Annotated in this window: 22 protein-coding genes; all 22 read left to right on the forward strand. The window is 33.0% G+C overall.

The features are described 5' to 3' along the window. Positions 1–68 precede the first annotated feature (68 nt). The gene (locus tag AC07UM_RS08685) at positions 69–578 is read left to right on the forward strand and encodes a dihydrofolate reductase family protein (protein WP_494682092.1); all 510 of its coding nucleotides are present in this window, start codon (positions 69–71) and stop codon (positions 576–578) included. A gap of 198 nt (positions 579–776) precedes the next feature. Continuing rightward, positions 777–1,952, forward strand: coding sequence for a Kelch repeat-containing protein (locus AC07UM_RS08690; RefSeq protein WP_494682093.1), 1,176 nt, complete (start codon positions 777–779; stop codon positions 1,950–1,952). 175 nt (positions 1,953–2,127) lie between these two features. Then, positions 2,128–2,613 (forward strand): ecotin family protein, encoded by a 486-nt coding sequence (locus AC07UM_RS08695; RefSeq protein WP_494682094.1) that lies wholly within the window; start codon positions 2,128–2,130, stop codon positions 2,611–2,613. Between the two features lie 72 nt (positions 2,614–2,685). After that, the gene (locus AC07UM_RS08700; RefSeq protein ID WP_494682095.1) at positions 2,686–3,339 is read left to right on the forward strand and encodes a DUF4919 domain-containing protein; all 654 of its coding nucleotides are present in this window, start codon (positions 2,686–2,688) and stop codon (positions 3,337–3,339) included. 39 nt (positions 3,340–3,378) lie between these two features. Next, positions 3,379–3,624, forward strand: a complete 246-nt coding sequence (locus AC07UM_RS08705; RefSeq protein ID WP_494682096.1) for a DUF5071 domain-containing protein — start codon at positions 3,379–3,381, stop codon at positions 3,622–3,624. A 288-nt stretch (positions 3,625–3,912) separates the two neighbouring features. Beyond that, positions 3,913–4,113, forward strand: coding sequence for a hypothetical protein (locus AC07UM_RS08710; protein ID WP_494682097.1), 201 nt, complete (start codon positions 3,913–3,915; stop codon positions 4,111–4,113). Further along, entirely contained in the window at positions 4,104–4,670 is a 567-nt protein-coding gene (locus AC07UM_RS08715; protein ID WP_494682098.1) for a hypothetical protein, read from the forward strand. Before AC07UM_RS08710 ends, AC07UM_RS08715 begins: the two co-directional genes overlap by 10 nt. 17 nt (positions 4,671–4,687) lie before the next feature. Next, positions 4,688–5,347 carry a DUF2461 domain-containing protein gene (locus AC07UM_RS08720; protein ID WP_494682099.1) on the forward strand — a complete coding sequence of 220 codons (660 nt, stop codon included), beginning with the start codon at positions 4,688–4,690 and terminating at the stop codon, positions 5,345–5,347. Positions 5,348–5,445: 98 nt separating this feature from the next. Then, positions 5,446–5,856 (forward strand): SMI1/KNR4 family protein, encoded by a 411-nt coding sequence (locus tag AC07UM_RS08725; RefSeq protein WP_494682100.1) that lies wholly within the window; start codon positions 5,446–5,448, stop codon positions 5,854–5,856. 96 nt (positions 5,857–5,952) lie between these two features. Further along, a complete protein-coding gene (locus tag AC07UM_RS08730) occupies positions 5,953–6,513 on the forward strand; it encodes an SHOCT domain-containing protein (protein ID WP_494682101.1) in 561 nt (186 codons plus the stop codon). A 108-nt stretch (positions 6,514–6,621) separates the two neighbouring features. Further along, positions 6,622–7,179: a hypothetical protein gene (locus AC07UM_RS08735; RefSeq protein ID WP_494682102.1), complete on the forward strand. Its 558-nt coding sequence runs from the start codon at positions 6,622–6,624 to the stop codon at positions 7,177–7,179. Between the two features lie 76 nt (positions 7,180–7,255). Then, positions 7,256–8,224 (forward strand): hypothetical protein, encoded by a 969-nt coding sequence (locus tag AC07UM_RS08740; RefSeq protein WP_494682103.1) that lies wholly within the window; start codon positions 7,256–7,258, stop codon positions 8,222–8,224. 65 nt (positions 8,225–8,289) lie between these two features. Next, a complete protein-coding gene (locus tag AC07UM_RS08745; RefSeq protein ID WP_494682104.1) occupies positions 8,290–8,931 on the forward strand; it encodes a hypothetical protein in 642 nt (213 codons plus the stop codon). Positions 8,932–9,004: 73 nt separating this feature from the next. Further along, positions 9,005–9,763 (forward strand): hypothetical protein, encoded by a 759-nt coding sequence (locus AC07UM_RS08750; RefSeq protein WP_494682105.1) that lies wholly within the window; start codon positions 9,005–9,007, stop codon positions 9,761–9,763. Between the two features lie 37 nt (positions 9,764–9,800). After that, complete coding sequence (locus AC07UM_RS08755; RefSeq protein WP_494682106.1) at positions 9,801–10,457, forward strand: hypothetical protein; 657 nt, start codon at positions 9,801–9,803, stop codon at positions 10,455–10,457. A gap of 63 nt (positions 10,458–10,520) precedes the next feature. Then, positions 10,521–11,282, forward strand: a complete 762-nt coding sequence (locus AC07UM_RS08760; protein WP_494682107.1) for a phosphodiester glycosidase family protein — start codon at positions 10,521–10,523, stop codon at positions 11,280–11,282. Positions 11,283–11,368: 86 nt separating this feature from the next. Beyond that, the gene (locus AC07UM_RS08765) at positions 11,369–11,908 is read left to right on the forward strand and encodes a dihydrofolate reductase family protein (RefSeq protein WP_494682108.1); all 540 of its coding nucleotides are present in this window, start codon (positions 11,369–11,371) and stop codon (positions 11,906–11,908) included. Positions 11,909–11,926: 18 nt separating this feature from the next. Beyond that, positions 11,927–12,301, forward strand: a complete 375-nt coding sequence (locus AC07UM_RS08770; RefSeq protein WP_494682109.1) for a VOC family protein — start codon at positions 11,927–11,929, stop codon at positions 12,299–12,301. A 24-nt stretch (positions 12,302–12,325) separates the two neighbouring features. Continuing rightward, on the forward strand, positions 12,326–13,099 hold the full coding sequence (locus tag AC07UM_RS08775) for a hypothetical protein (protein ID WP_494682110.1): 774 nt from the start codon (positions 12,326–12,328) through the stop codon (positions 13,097–13,099). A gap of 1 nt (position 13,100) precedes the next feature. Further along, entirely contained in the window at positions 13,101–13,619 is a 519-nt protein-coding gene (locus AC07UM_RS08780) for a hypothetical protein (protein WP_494682111.1), read from the forward strand. Positions 13,620–13,667: 48 nt separating this feature from the next. Then, positions 13,668–14,339: a hypothetical protein gene (locus AC07UM_RS08785; protein ID WP_494682112.1), complete on the forward strand. Its 672-nt coding sequence runs from the start codon at positions 13,668–13,670 to the stop codon at positions 14,337–14,339. Then, positions 14,323–14,826, forward strand: a complete 504-nt coding sequence (locus tag AC07UM_RS08790; protein WP_494682113.1) for a hypothetical protein — start codon at positions 14,323–14,325, stop codon at positions 14,824–14,826. The genes AC07UM_RS08785 and AC07UM_RS08790 overlap by 17 nt, the downstream gene beginning before the upstream one ends. Positions 14,827–14,901: the final 75 nt, after the last annotated feature.

Below are 14,901 nucleotides of genomic sequence, written 5' to 3' on the forward strand. Positions count from 1 at the left end.
TCCAAAAGGTAAGGGATAGTAAAGGTAAAGTTTCTTTCAGATAATTTTATACTGTAAAAAAAATTAAAATGAAAGTAACAGTAATTGCAAACATTTCAGCTAATGGTAAAGTATTATTATCCGATCATCCACATCATCAGCTGCCCCCGGAAGCGATGGGGTTTTATTTAGCATTCGCAAAAAAGATGGGGAACCTTGTCATAGGCTTGAAAACCTTTGAAAATTTTTTAGCCTTCCCACAGGAAGTCAAAGACCATTTCAGTGGAATAGAAATCGTAATACTCTCTGAAAAACCTTACGTATCAAAAGACTATAAGACTGTTAAAAGCCCCGAAGAAGCTATTGAATATATGTCAGAAAAAGGCTTGCACGAAGTGGCAATTGGTGGTGGAACAGGTGCTTTTAATGCCTTTATAGACAAAGATTTGGTAACGGACATTTATTTTAATATTCATCCACTCATCACAGGAGTTGGCGGTGTTTTGGGAAACAGCAGTGAACTGAATTCAAAATTTAAACATAAAGAATATAACCTTAAAGACGGTTTCATTCAACTGCATCTAACCAAAGAAGACTGAATAGCAATGATCTAAAAAAGGTGGATATAGTTTTGGATATATTCTGGACGAAAAAAATATCCTTATATGAACCGAAAGAACCTCTTCAACTTTTTCCTATCTTTAAACCACGATTATTATCTTGAAGTCCGGTATAAAAAAATAAACCTGAATCACTGAAAGAAAATCAAATAAAAATAAACACTAATACTAACATCCTTGAAAACAAAATTATTAATCCTTTCATTTTTGGGTTCACTGCTAGCCCATGCACAAACCCTTCAATTTAAAAACCTCGCCAATATGTCTATAGGCAGAGGCGCCACAAACAGTGTCATCGTGGATGATAATATCTATGTGAGTAATGGATATCAGGACAAGGGCGGTAATGCCAATTATATTGAGAAATATAATATTACGGATAACAAATGGAGTGTTCTCAATTCTACTCTACTGACCAAGAAATTTGCTAATTCAGAGACTTACAATAATAAAATGTATATTTTTAACGGTTGGGGAAATAGCCATCTTGAAATTGTAGACCTTGCCACCAATACCATAACGAAAGGAGCTGTTAATCGTTCCTATACAGGAAATGCAGGCTCTGCCATCTATAACGGCAAAATATATGTGTTCGGCGGCAGTGGATTAAACGGAGCCAAAAGCACTTTATTTTCTAATAGATTCCAGTATTATGATATTGCTTCCGATACATGGCATCCGTTACCCGATATGCCCACAGCCAGAGAAGCGAAGGGCAAAATTGTGAATGATAAGCTTTATGTCATTGGTGGTTTTAACGGTACCTCATCCCGCCTGATCAATGTTTACGACCTCAATACGAATCTCTGGACCGATCAATATACGATGCCTTCCGGTATATCCGGACACTCATTAGCCGTATCCGGTAATAAGATCTTTATTGCAGGGGGCTATAATAATCAAACTTTTCTGGCCTATTTTGATACAACCACCAATAAATTCCATCCGTTATCCTCCAACATGATTCCCAGAAGACACGCAGCAGCGGAAATATATAACGATAAACTATACATCATCGGGGGAAGTACAACGTCTCTCACCAGCTCAGCTATTAAAAGTATACAGGTAGCAGATATCAGCGATAGTGTACTCGCAACCAATACACCCCCTGAAGATCCTGTATACAAGACAAAGGTCTATACAAATACATCCAGAGACGGTTTTGTCATCAGTAATAAAAATAACAGCAATCAATTTGAATACACTGTTTATTCCACAGATGGCAAGCAGATCAACAAGGGTTTTGCCTATTATAATAAAATGATAGATTTATCAAGAGTACAGCGCGGAACTTATATTTTTAGTTATAAAGATGAGAAAGGGGTTTTGCAACAGATTAAAATTTTCAGATAATCATAAACCCCTTCTTTTTTTAACTCTGTTTCAAATAATACTCTTGTATAACTGAAGTATTGAAACCAAAATTGACAGAGAATAAAAACAATGCTGACAAATACTTTTGAAAAATAATGAAACTTACAGTCATGAAAGAAGAAAAACAAATGTTATTCAATAATCCCCCCTTACTATGAAAAATATAATTTTATTCTTTTCTATTTTATATTCGTTCAATATTTATTCACAAGAAAAACCCGATTATCCGGGTCCTGAAAAAGGGATGAAAAGAGTGGATCTTCAACTCCCAAAAATTGAGAACTACAAAGACTATAAAGTTGAAATAAAATTTGCAATGGAAATAGAAGTTTCTGAATGCTCAACAATTACAGATTTTGGTTTTAATATCAAAAACTTAGAAGAAAAATATGCCATTCCACCATATAGATTTCCTTATTACGTATTGCCCAAAGAACTCCCAGTAGATATTATTTCATTAAATAATAACAAATCTGATTGTGATAAAACCAAAAAAGTAAAAAAGAAAGTTTTAAGTTCTCAGAATATTTTCAGAGAATATACCGGCTATTATGCGATTCCATTCTATATCCCTGAAAAATGGACTGTAGAATATAGATTGTGGAAAGTAAATTCGGAATTTAAAAACGCTGAACACTAAAAACATTATACCTTACTGTGTTGATATAATATAAGGTTATACAAACAATTTTTGAATTCAAATAAAAAAACAATGAGAAAAAATATTATTTCAGGTCTTTTAGTTTTAATTTTTCAGGTCTTCTATGCACAAATAAATACGGATCTGATCAAAAAGAATGTCACCGAAAATCCACAGGAAAATTTTTATAAACTTCTGGATGTATTCAAAGTAACCCCTTCTGAATTGACACAGGAGCAAATGAACCAATTGTATTACGGAAGTAAATTCGTGAAAATTGATTACACCATTGGAAATTACAACAGTGAATCCGGCACGTTTTGGAAACCAGCTCAAAAAAGATTGTCCAAAAGTAAAGCAGAAAAAATGGTCTCTGAAGCAGAATCAAAATATGCTATCAATCCTCTCAATAAAAATTTATTAGACGATATGATGAATATTTACCGGGCACTCGACGAAAAACAAAAAGAAAAACTATGCTCTAAGCAAAAAGATGCGATCATTCAAACGATAGAAAAAAGTGGGGATGGAAAAAGTGAAGAAACAGCAATTTGTGTTTTAACACCTGGAGAAGTTTTGCAACAGCTTGATAAATTAGCGAAATCTGGCCCCAGAGCCGAATTTAGTCAAAAAATGAAACAACTTTCAGACGGAAGTATATTGACGATATATCAAATCGGAGACAGAGAGGTATTTGTAAAATTAGTGGGCGGATATTTTTTTTAAAGCTCCTCACTGACAACCACACACTAAAAACAGCTAAAAATGATTGAAAATATTCAAGATTTAATTCCAAAAAATAAAGGTGATTTATCTACAGCTGAAAAACTAAAAAACTATTCCTACGAGGATCTCAAAGAAATTATTCCGAAATTACTTGAATGGCTGCAAGATTTGAACTGGCCCGTGGCAAAACCTGTTTCAGAATACTTAGAAAGTATCCATGATAAAATGACAACAGAGTTACTTGCCATTGTAAAAAGCAACGAAGATGAAGTATGGAAATATTGAATTATTACTATTTTTGGCCCTATCACTGAAAGTCCTGTTATCAAAAATGAAATAATTCGGATTGCTGCTTCTCCAACAAAAAATGAGAGGCTTGAAGAAGTAGATGAAGTTGCGAAGGAAATTGTGACTCGTAGAAATTGGAAATAAAAAACTGTTGACACCCAACTCCTCCGATACCTTCGATCTTACATGTGAGAATGAAAGGGTTTTCCAAATCATTGATTAAAGGAGATTACTTATATTTGAATGAAAAAAAATAAGGTACTTCCGCTAATATAACATTGTAAAATGATACACCTCCGGATCGATAAAATTAAAGAGAAATGGACCCGTGAAAATATAAAACTGAGTCCTCCTGCAACATCAGAATCCATTAAAATAACCGAACAAATTATTGACTTTCAGTTTCCGGATGATTTTAAAGAATTGTATTTAAAACTGGATGGATTTGCAGATTGGGACTCACAAAAAACATCCAAATGCTCATAGAAAACAAAGGAATAAAAACAGACCTATTCTACGTTCCCCCATTTACACTAAATGCAGGGGAGATTATTATTATAAACCTTTTCAATGGAGCACACTTTTATGAAACAGAAATGTTTCTTAAAGATATATTTTGTGGTAAGATACACCATGAAAGTGCTATTATCCACAAAAAAATGACTTTTGCTGAACATTTCAGAGAATCAAAGTTTAGAGATATTTTTTATCCTGTGACTGTGGGAAAATATTTAAAAAATAATGCAAATCCTGCCAGTCCTTATGCCTCAAAAATTTATGAGACGGAATCGATAAATAAAAAAATAAAAGTCAATACTCTTACAGGCATCCCGAGACGGCTATTATCATTGTATACTACTCTTTCAAATACAAATAATATTATTTTTGATTTAGTTGGACTAGGTCCTGATGCAGCCCAAGAAACTTATAAAATAGTAAAAGAAGTAGTGAAAAAAGGAGGTTCAGCAATTTTACTAGATGGGTATGATGATATGAAAAACGACTGTACGAAATACATTGAGCTGCAATGGGCTCAAGCATAAACTCACTTAATAACAATATGAAAAAAGCATTTGAATTTCTCAATCATTTAAAAGAAAATAACAATCGCGAATGGTTTGCGAAGCACAAATCTGAATATGATCAGATTGTGAAAGAAAATAAAGTTTTTTTCAATCAGATCTATACCGAACTTCAGGAGCATGATCAGCTCAAAGGAATCCATATTTTCAGGATTTACAATGACGTTCGCTTTTCCAAAAACAAGGCTCCCTATAAAAACAATTTTGGAGTTGGATATTCCCGTTCTAAGCCCATGCTGAGAGGCGGATATTATATTCAGCTGGAACCCGGAAACAGTTTTGTAGGAGGTGGATTTTGGGGTCCCGAAGCAAAGGATTTACTCCGTATCCGTAAAGAATTTGAAATCAGCAGCACAGAAATTGAAAAGGTTACTTCAGACAAAACCTTCGTAAAATATTTCGGAGAGCTCAAAGGCGATTCCGTAAAAACGGCACCAAGGGGTTTTGATAAAAATCATCCGGCTATAGATTTAATCAGAAAAAAGCAATTCCTGGTGATGCGGAAATTTACTGATAAGGAAGTTTTATCTGACAATTTTCAAAAGGAAGTCATTCTCACCTTACTGGCAATGCGTCCTTTTTTTGATTATATGAGTGAGGTACTGTCGACAGATCTCAATGGGGAGCCTTTATTTTAATTCTGAACCAGCTATTATCAAAAAATTCGCTAAAAAAGTTCACCAACTTTGAACTATACAAATACTTTAAGTTTTTTCAGAACATAAGCCTCATTAAAATGATACATCTTCGGATCGATAAAATTAAAGATAAGTGGGCAGGCGAAAATATAAAACTGAACCCTCCTGCAACATCAGAATCCATTAAAACAACCGAACAAATTATTGATTTTCAGTTTCCGGATGATTTTAAAGAATTGTATTTACAACTGGATGGATTTGCAGATTGGGACTGGGCAAAGAATATGTTTTCTATCTGGCCATTAGCGAAAATTCTGGAGGAATATCATAACGAAAGTGGCAAGAGTTTCATTGTATTTGCGGACTATTTGATCAATTCACATCATATTGGTTTTGTGAAAGGACAAAAAGGAGTATTTAAAAATTGTGGTGAAACACCTGAGTTAATCGCACATACTTTTTTCGAAGCGATATTTCTTATCAATTCGGATGCAGACATTTTGTACTGATACAAATAAATCCCCTACAGCTAAGGATTCCCGTAAGGCAAACCTCACCACTTGTTTTACTTTTGGTCTTCAATTTTGAATATTAAAAATAAAACAATGAAAAGACTAGTCGTAGTATTGACGCTCCTTATTTTTGGAATTTCTTACGCTCAAAGCACTCCCAAATTTGAAAATGACACCCTTACCACCTCAACAGGTTTTAAAGTGTATGAAGGGTTAGACCTGAAAATAGGGACAGGTTCTATGAATGATGGAGATTTTAAATTTATCCGAACCAATGCCTCTTCCTTATTCAACTATTCTTCAACTACGGGATATCAGGGATTGGCTAATCAGGCTAATTCTTTCAGAAGAAGTAATTCCGGACTGACATTCAAAGTCAAGAAAATAATGCCCAGAGGCAGCAAAAAAAATGGTTTTGTCTATTATGCTAAAATAGGAAGCGGCCTCATGAACTATGAAATTGATCTGGAAAATGCCATCCGATCTGGTGAACTGATTATTCCCGATGAATTCTTACCGAAAGAAAAATCCCAACATCTCAACTCGGAAACAAAATATGACAGATTGAAAAAAATTAAAGAACTGCAAGATTCAGGAGTCTTATCCGAAGAAGAATTTCAAAAGGAGAAAGATAAAATAATGGCTGAAAAATAGATATCATTCAGAACCGTTCTGTTTTCAGAGCGGTTTTGTTTTTTGTACAATTATATATGCTTAATATCAGTATAATACATAAATTTGAGGCTCTGTAACCATGCCCTTATGAAAATTATAACATTATACTTTGCTGTTTTCTTTATTATATTAAGCTGTTCTGAGAATTCCCAAAAGACAAAATCAATGGACTTTGGCGGCTTTACATTTCAGGCTCCTAAAGGTTGGAGCAGATTAAAAATGACGGCTTATGATAGTAATGCAGGAATTATTATTACAAAGAATAGCGATTCTATTTATTATGATTTTGGACCTTATTCAAGTTCCCTGGAAGAACCTTCGGCTCCTATTATCAGCAGACAGGATTTAAAGGAATTATTAAAGGTAAATCCCAAAATTGATACTTCAGAATTTATTATCATTAATGACAATGCAAATCATGAAGATTTCATCCAAAGTAAAATCACCTATAAAAAAATTGATGGATACAAGGCAAAAATATTAGAACCTAAACATATCGGAAAAGGTATGACCGGGATTTATATTGACAGCATTAAGACCGGATCCTTAGGAAAAATCAGATTCAACCTATACGGAACAAACCTGACGAAAGAAAGTCAGATTGAACTTTTAAAGGCTATTCAGACTTTTCAGTTTAGAAAATGATATCTGCAACACAACATTACCATCAGAAAAAATATAAAGCACAATTTTTGTACTTTATGCCCCTGAAAAACAACTCATGAAAATAAAAATCCTTCTACTCTTATTATTCATCGTAAGCTCAGCTAAAGCACAAGTCACAGAGAAAATAACCATTCCTAATGGAGTGGTTTATAATTATGCTGATGACAAAATAAATGAGAAAGCAAAAAAACTACTCACTGAAAGCCTTAAGAATATGACCAATGATGATCTGTTGGGAGATAACTTAATCATAGGTCCAACGCTTTGGAAAAGGTTTAAAAATCTTGAAAGCTTAAAAAGTATTCCGGATAGTGTCATTTTTCATATTGACGATATGGAAATAGAAGGAAAAATGTCAAAGAACCTAAAGGACTCCAAAAAGATTTGGGATGAAGTAAAAAAAGAAGTTTCTGGAAAATTTCAGATACGAAAAGCTAATGAAGATGAATTGAAATATTACTGGTCAACCATTTCATTTGATATTGAAGAACCCTTGTTTATGCTGCAAACCGAAAATCATGATTACATCGTAAATTTCCTGAAAGAAAAGCTGAAATTATTCTGGCTTGATGAGTTTCCCAATAAAAATGCTTACAATAATCCCATTGATAACGGAACTTATACAACGGATGGAACTTTCAAAAAGTATAGAAATGGTAATGAAGTTTACATGACCGATAAGGGAAACAAAGAAACAAAACTTGAAAAAGTACTCTTCTTAAGCAGTGAGCCTGAAATACAGGCTAATTCTTCCGTTGAGGATATTCAGTTTGTTATAGAAAAGACCAACAGAATCTTTGAGAATCTGTTCAAAAACTCTAAGAAAGAAGGAAAAATAATGGTTCAATTCGAATTAGGAAAAAAGAAGAATGACATCCAATATGCAGTTAAAGATGATCTGGATCTGGAAATTATGAAAGAATTCGAAAAACAGGTCAATGAAGAAAAATATCCCAATTCCAAGAAAAATACCGTAAAATTTCAGCTGATTTATAAGGTCAATTCTTATAATGACACAGAATAAACCATCTTTTATTCTATTTCCCTATTCACTTATTTGTAATTTAGTCACTAAAAAAAAACAAAACCATGAAACTGTATATTTTATTTTCTCTTCTTTTTATTTCCGGCATCGTAACCGGACAAGAGAAAGAATATCCATCTATCAAAAAAGGAGATTTTCCGGAAGGCGTTTATATGACACTGGAAGATGTTTTAAATAAAAAACCTTCTTCCACCGAAGAAGTATATTTCAAAGTTTGTGAAAAATGTGATTCTCTTGCTCTGCCGGAAAAAGCTCTTTTTTACTTTAAGCAAAAGAATAAAAGGGTTAAATTTCCGCTAGCCGTTTCGCATAAAGGGGAAATGTATTTTCAGACCTATAGAAAATATACCAACAGGGATGACAAAGGATATGATCCTGATCAATATTCAAGATTTTGTAAAGTCCTGAATTATGGAAGATTCATTTATTTTGAAGAAAATATGAAAGGCTTATGGTCTAAAGCATTCTTAGGGGCATTAAGTCCTCTTGCCTATTCTATCAATGGAAAAACCAAAGGAATTGTTTTAGATTTAGACAATAAAGAATTTAATATTCTCCAAAATTGTGATGATTTGAATGATTTCCTATCAGCCCATAATATTCCGCAAATACAGTGTAATTCGGAAACGTATACCATTGGAGATTTGAGAGCAAAAATTGAAGAAATTAATCTGCCTTACCGCTAAGCTGATGTTGACAATATATTGAAAGCCGTTCCCTTGTAAGAACGGCTTTATTCCTTTATAAAACTTTTAACCGATGAAAAAATATATCACAGTGTATCTAATTCTTTTCTCCTGTCTGCTATGGTCACAGGAAATAATTTATCCTAAATATATTTACGAAAAAGATTTAAATAACATTACAATAGAAAAAACTGAAGACATCAATTTTTTCAGATATAAGCAAATACAGTATATAGGTCATCCTCAAAAAAATATTAAGCTCAAGTACACTGGTAATGAATCATATAGTAAAATTTTAGAAAGAAATTACAGAAATAAGGACTTTATAGCTCTTAATAAAGAACTTAATGAGCGTCAGTATAAAGATCTCCGAATTTTTGTAGATACCTCCCAAAAAACACCATTAACTATAACCGATATTGATACTACAAAAATATCAAATGCAGCCTATAATGCTAAAATGGATAGTTTATTTGCAGGTTTAAAGCTCTCAAAAGAGATCCCACTCATTATAACCTATTACGGTGGATTTCCTGTTACCATTTATAACATGGAAGAAAAGGAGCGTGTAATTGGTATTGGTAACAATGTGTTATTAGAGCTGGAAGGTTTAGATAAAAATCATCAATGGAAAAAAATATATAATTTCAGAAGATATACTTGTGGAACAGGTATTAAGTTTTTCGTTTTAAAGCCAAAAGAAATAGCAACTGTATTTGAGCCTCGATTAACTGGTAATTTTAAAACAAAATTCAGATACAGACTGGGCAATATTGTTTCAAATGAATTTGACGGGAGTATCAATGATACCTATTTAGAAAATAAAAATTAATTCGCCCTTTCCTCCAATCAAGAAAAAAATCATTTCCATGAAATTCAGACTTTTTTTATTCTTCCTGTTATTATTTTCTGTAAAAATTGCAGCCTGCAAATGTAATGGTGAGCCCACTCTGAAGTCTTCCTTTGAAAACGCAGACTTTGTTTTTATCGGTGAAGTATATGATGTCACAGAAGTTCCTTCGGGATTCAAAACTGCACAAAATATTCTAAGCAAAGTAAAAATCAATAAGATCTACAAGTCAGATTACTACGATGAATTTTATACACAGAATGCTACTCTTTTCGGTTCTCCACTGCATTCCTGCGACGTTCTTTTCACAGAAAAAGGGAAATATTTAATTTTCGCTTATGATGAAAAAGATACAGGACTCCTCTACTCCAGTCAATGTTTTGTACAAAAAAGGCTGGATCAGCTTTCTCCGAAAGAATTAAAGGAGCTGGAATCTTTAAGTACTGAATATAAAAAATTAGCTGAACGCTCCAATGCCTCCAAGCATGCTGAACTTACGGATTGGGTTGTGGACGATTTTAATCAATCCGATCGAAAAATCAATGAACAGAAAAAAGAAATAGCAACGCTTATCCAACAAAATAGCAGGTACAAAATAATCATTTATATTTCAACATTTGTGATCGTCATGTTTCTGATGGCTTTAATTATTTTACGCAAAAAATATCAACGTTGAAATACCACAAAACCGTCTTAATGAATAAGCAGAAAGCAATATATTTGCTTTGAAAACTACATTATGACCAAAATTTCCAAAATAAAATACAAGAGATTTAATATAAAAACAATCCGTTATTTTCTCCTTTCACTTCTGCTCTTCTCTGGCTTTTGCTGTAAAGAAAAAGTAAAGGATGATACTCGTTTTATTACTTATCAGGTGAATCCTGAGAAACACAATATACAATTGTATTGGAAAAATAATAAAGGGGAAATTCTGAAAAGTCTTGATCATCTCAAGAATGATGTTCAGTCTAAACAAGAAAAATTAGTATTCGCTATGAACGGAGGTATGTTTGAACCAGACAATGCTCCCAAAGGGCTGTATATTGAAAATTTTAAAATACTGAAACCCATAGATACATTGCAGGGCAGCGGCAATTTCTATCTTCAGCCTAACGGAATATTTTATTTAACCCAACATAAGAAAGCAGGCATCGTAGAAACTAAAAAATACAATCAGGATAAAAACATTAAATACGCCACTCAATCCGGACCAATGCTGATCATCAATGGAAAAATTAATCCAATCTTTCAGGAAAATTCTAAAAATATGAACATCAGAAACGGCGTAGGAATTCTGGAAAACGGAGAACTCATTTTTGCGATGTCTAAGAAAGAAGTCAGCTTTTATACCCTGGCACAGTTTTTCAAAAATATAGGCTGTAAAGATGCGATTTATCTTGATGGATATGTTTCAAGAACCTATCTTCCTGAAAAAAACTGGATTCAGAAAGACGGAAATTTCGGGGTGATGATAGGGGTTACAGAGTCTGAAAAATAAAATAAAGTGATCTCATTCTGCCATAAAAAAGGTGAAAAATCCCTATCTTTCATGGTATTTCAAAATATTCAACACGTATTATAAAAATGAAAAAAGTAATATTAGATCTTGCCACTACTTTAGACGGTTTTATTGAAGGTCCCAATGGAGAAACAGACTGGTGCATCATGGATGATGATATGGATTTTGATGGATTTCTTTCAGGAATAGACACTATCTTTTACGGAAGGGTAAGCTATGATGCATGGGGAAATTATCAGCCGGAGGAAGGTGCAGGTCCGGAAGAGCAAAAACTATGGGAATCCGTTCATTCAAAAAACAAATTTGTGTTTTCAAGTCAAAACAGGGAAGATGAAAACGCTGTTTTTATCAGTTCTGATATTGCAGAAAAAGTTTCGGAAATAAAAAATCAGGGTGGAAAAGACATCTGGCTGTATGGAGGGGCAAGTCTTATTAAAACTTTTATTCAGAACAATCTTATTGACACCTATAGAATATCCGTTCATCCGGTCGCTCTGGGGAAAGGGAAACCTCTTTTTGAAGATTTGAAGGAAAGATTAAATTTAAAATTAATTAAAACCAATGTATTCAGATCTGGTGTAGTACAGCTTATCTACGAAGCTTAACCTAAAAATTGATACAACATGAATGCTCAGCTTAGTACCATCATTCTCTATGTAAAAGATGTGCCATTGCTTAAGAATTTTTATGTGGAAAACTTTAGTCTGAAAGTGATTGAAGAAGATCCGATCTGGGCTTTGCTTGATGCAGGAGCTGCGCAGATTGGGCTACACAAAATTGGAGATCAATATCTTGAGAAAATAGAAACTGGATATATCTTTGACAACAATACCAAAATCGTTTTTGAAATTGATAGCGATATAGAATTGGCGAGAAATGAACTGATTTCAAAAAATATTCAGATGAGAGAAATCAAAACTTTTGACAACTACCCCTTCTGGATGTGTGACGGAATAGATCCTGAGGGAAATGTATTCCAGTTAAAAAGCAAAAAATAAGACTAAAACAAACACCAATAAACCATGAAAAAAACAACCGGAATTTTATTCTTTCTGCTTTTGTATAATAGTGTATCCGGACAAAGTATAACTGCTATTGAAAAAGAACTGGATCTTTCTTTCCAGAAAATCAGTCACTGGTATGCTGATCTCAATCATAATACGAACGCTTATGACTCGCTTACTGTAGCCAATAATCAATTCGAAAAGTTATTGCTTCAGTACACATCCAATCCCCAAACGATGAGGCATGATTTTAAATCGCTCAGAAAAAATGGGTTGCAGGTTTCTTCTTCAGAAGATGGCAAGTTCAGGATCTACTCCTGGGATACATGGAACGGAGGAACCATGCACTTCTTTAGAAATATATTCCAGTATGAATCTGATCAGAAGGTATATTCTAAAATAATAGGTGATAACAGCGAAATGGATCCACAAACATTTTATTATCAGATCAACGATATTGTATCACAGGATAAAAAATATTACCTCGCTCAAAATACAGCGGTATACAGTTCTGCCCTCACTTCCCACAGCATAAAAGTCTTTTCCATTGATGGTGGCCAACTCAACAGTAATGCTCAACTTATTAAAACCAAAACCGGCATCAGAAACCAACTTGGTTACGAAATTGATCTTTCGGCAAAATCTAACCGGGATAATGAGATCAGAAATTACGATATTGAATATGATGCTAAAAAGAAAATCATCAGCATTCCATTAATCCTTGATGATTATAAAGTTACGGATAAAAAAATACGATATCAGTTTACGGGTAAGTATTTTGAAAAAATATAGCATGAAAAAAATAATTGCAGCCAGTAGTCTGGTCTTGCTTCTGAACCTTTTTTATTATCCCATTTTGGATGACGAAAAGATTTCCTTTGCTGTTATTTTCCTGTGCTTTGTTGTTATTATATTTTCGGCAGCAAAACTCTATTCTCCCGTTGAAAAAGAGGATTATGAATCCGTTGAAAAAGAAATGGACAGGTTACATGGAGATGATGGAATCTTTCGATATACAAACAGTGGATTTTACTTCAAGCAGAATAAAGAAACGGAATTTATAAAATGGGATGAAATCGTTTCAGTATATACATTTATTATTCCTTCTCCATTTGATAAAAAACAATCCGGACTGGAAATCATTACAAATGAAAAAAGTTATGAATTTGATGATAAGGTAACCCCAGGAATAGTGAAGCTAGCGGATCAGCTTTCCACCAAGCTTCCAAGCTGGAAAGTAGATTCACCAACGGTTAGGATGAACAATTTTGGGCTTGAGAAAACAAAGTTATATGAAAGGAAAAATCTTTAATATATTAAATACATCAATTTTATTCTAGTTTGATACCTTATTAATACCATGAAATATCTACTAACATTAACTCTATGTTTTTTCTTAAGCTTCATTGATGCACAAAAATGCGGGTGTTCAAAAAATACTGAATTAAAAAATTTAATCTCATGTAAAACTACTCAGTTTCAAAATGGAGCTAAGATATTTTGGGAATATGATTGCAATGCATCATGGATCACTTTTCAAAACGGAAATATTAAAAGAAAAATCTTTGAACTCAAAAAAGATGTTATAGAACTAAGCGGAAGGTTGGGTTATAGAAACTGGACGGAGTACAAAAAGTCGTTTCTCATAGAAAATAGTTTGGTATCTGGTTGTTGTCAACCTGGAGAATATATCTTGTATGACAAGAATAATGGCAAAAAAATAGCAGACCTGGGGTCTATCATTTTTAACAGTAATTATAAAAAAATCCCATATACTTTAACTTTAAAAACAAATAACAAATTACTGTATACCAATCTTAACAGCAATAAATCGTATTCTATAAAAATTCCAAAAGATAAAATTGAAAAAACATTGAAAAATAGCAGTGAATTCTATTCTGAAAATCTTTTTGAAAATATTAAAATCAAAAATAATATACTGTACATTCATCTAAAGTATAAAGAATCCAAAAAAGCTAACTGGAAAATAGAAACCATAACAATGAATATAAAAAATGCCAATCACTATTAGAATAAAAAATAAAACCAATTGGGCAGTAACCATTATACTGGGTTTAGGTTTACTCATGGCCTCTTTTATTATTCTGATTATTATTCCTCTTATGAGCGTTGAAGCAGATGGTTTTTCTTCTATTTTACACTATATTTCATCCGTTATTCCTTTTGCAGCCTTTTTTGTACTCTTCCTGTATATCTGGTTGTGGAATACTTTCGGGAAAACAATTCTCAAGATAGAACCCGAAAAAATAACAGTCCAATATAAAAACAAGTTATTTACAGCTCCCAAAACTTATCTAAAAAATGAGATTGATCAGATGCTGGTAAAAAATTTTGAAGTAGAAAAGTATAAGTTTGGGGTCCGTTACCACCTTTCGTTGAGTGGTTCAACGTATTCTGTTGTTCTGGTACAAAAAGACAACGAAACAAGAATTGTAGACTGGATCACTGAAAGCAGGGCAGATGAAATTACAGATGAAATAAAAAAAATGTGGTATTAAAATGCAGGATTTACCTCATACTTAAATTTACAATTAGCAAAGACATTAATCCAAATTAAATAAAAATGTCTCCAA

The organism is Chryseobacterium sp. GW821-FHT04C04, from assembly GCF_059420365.1.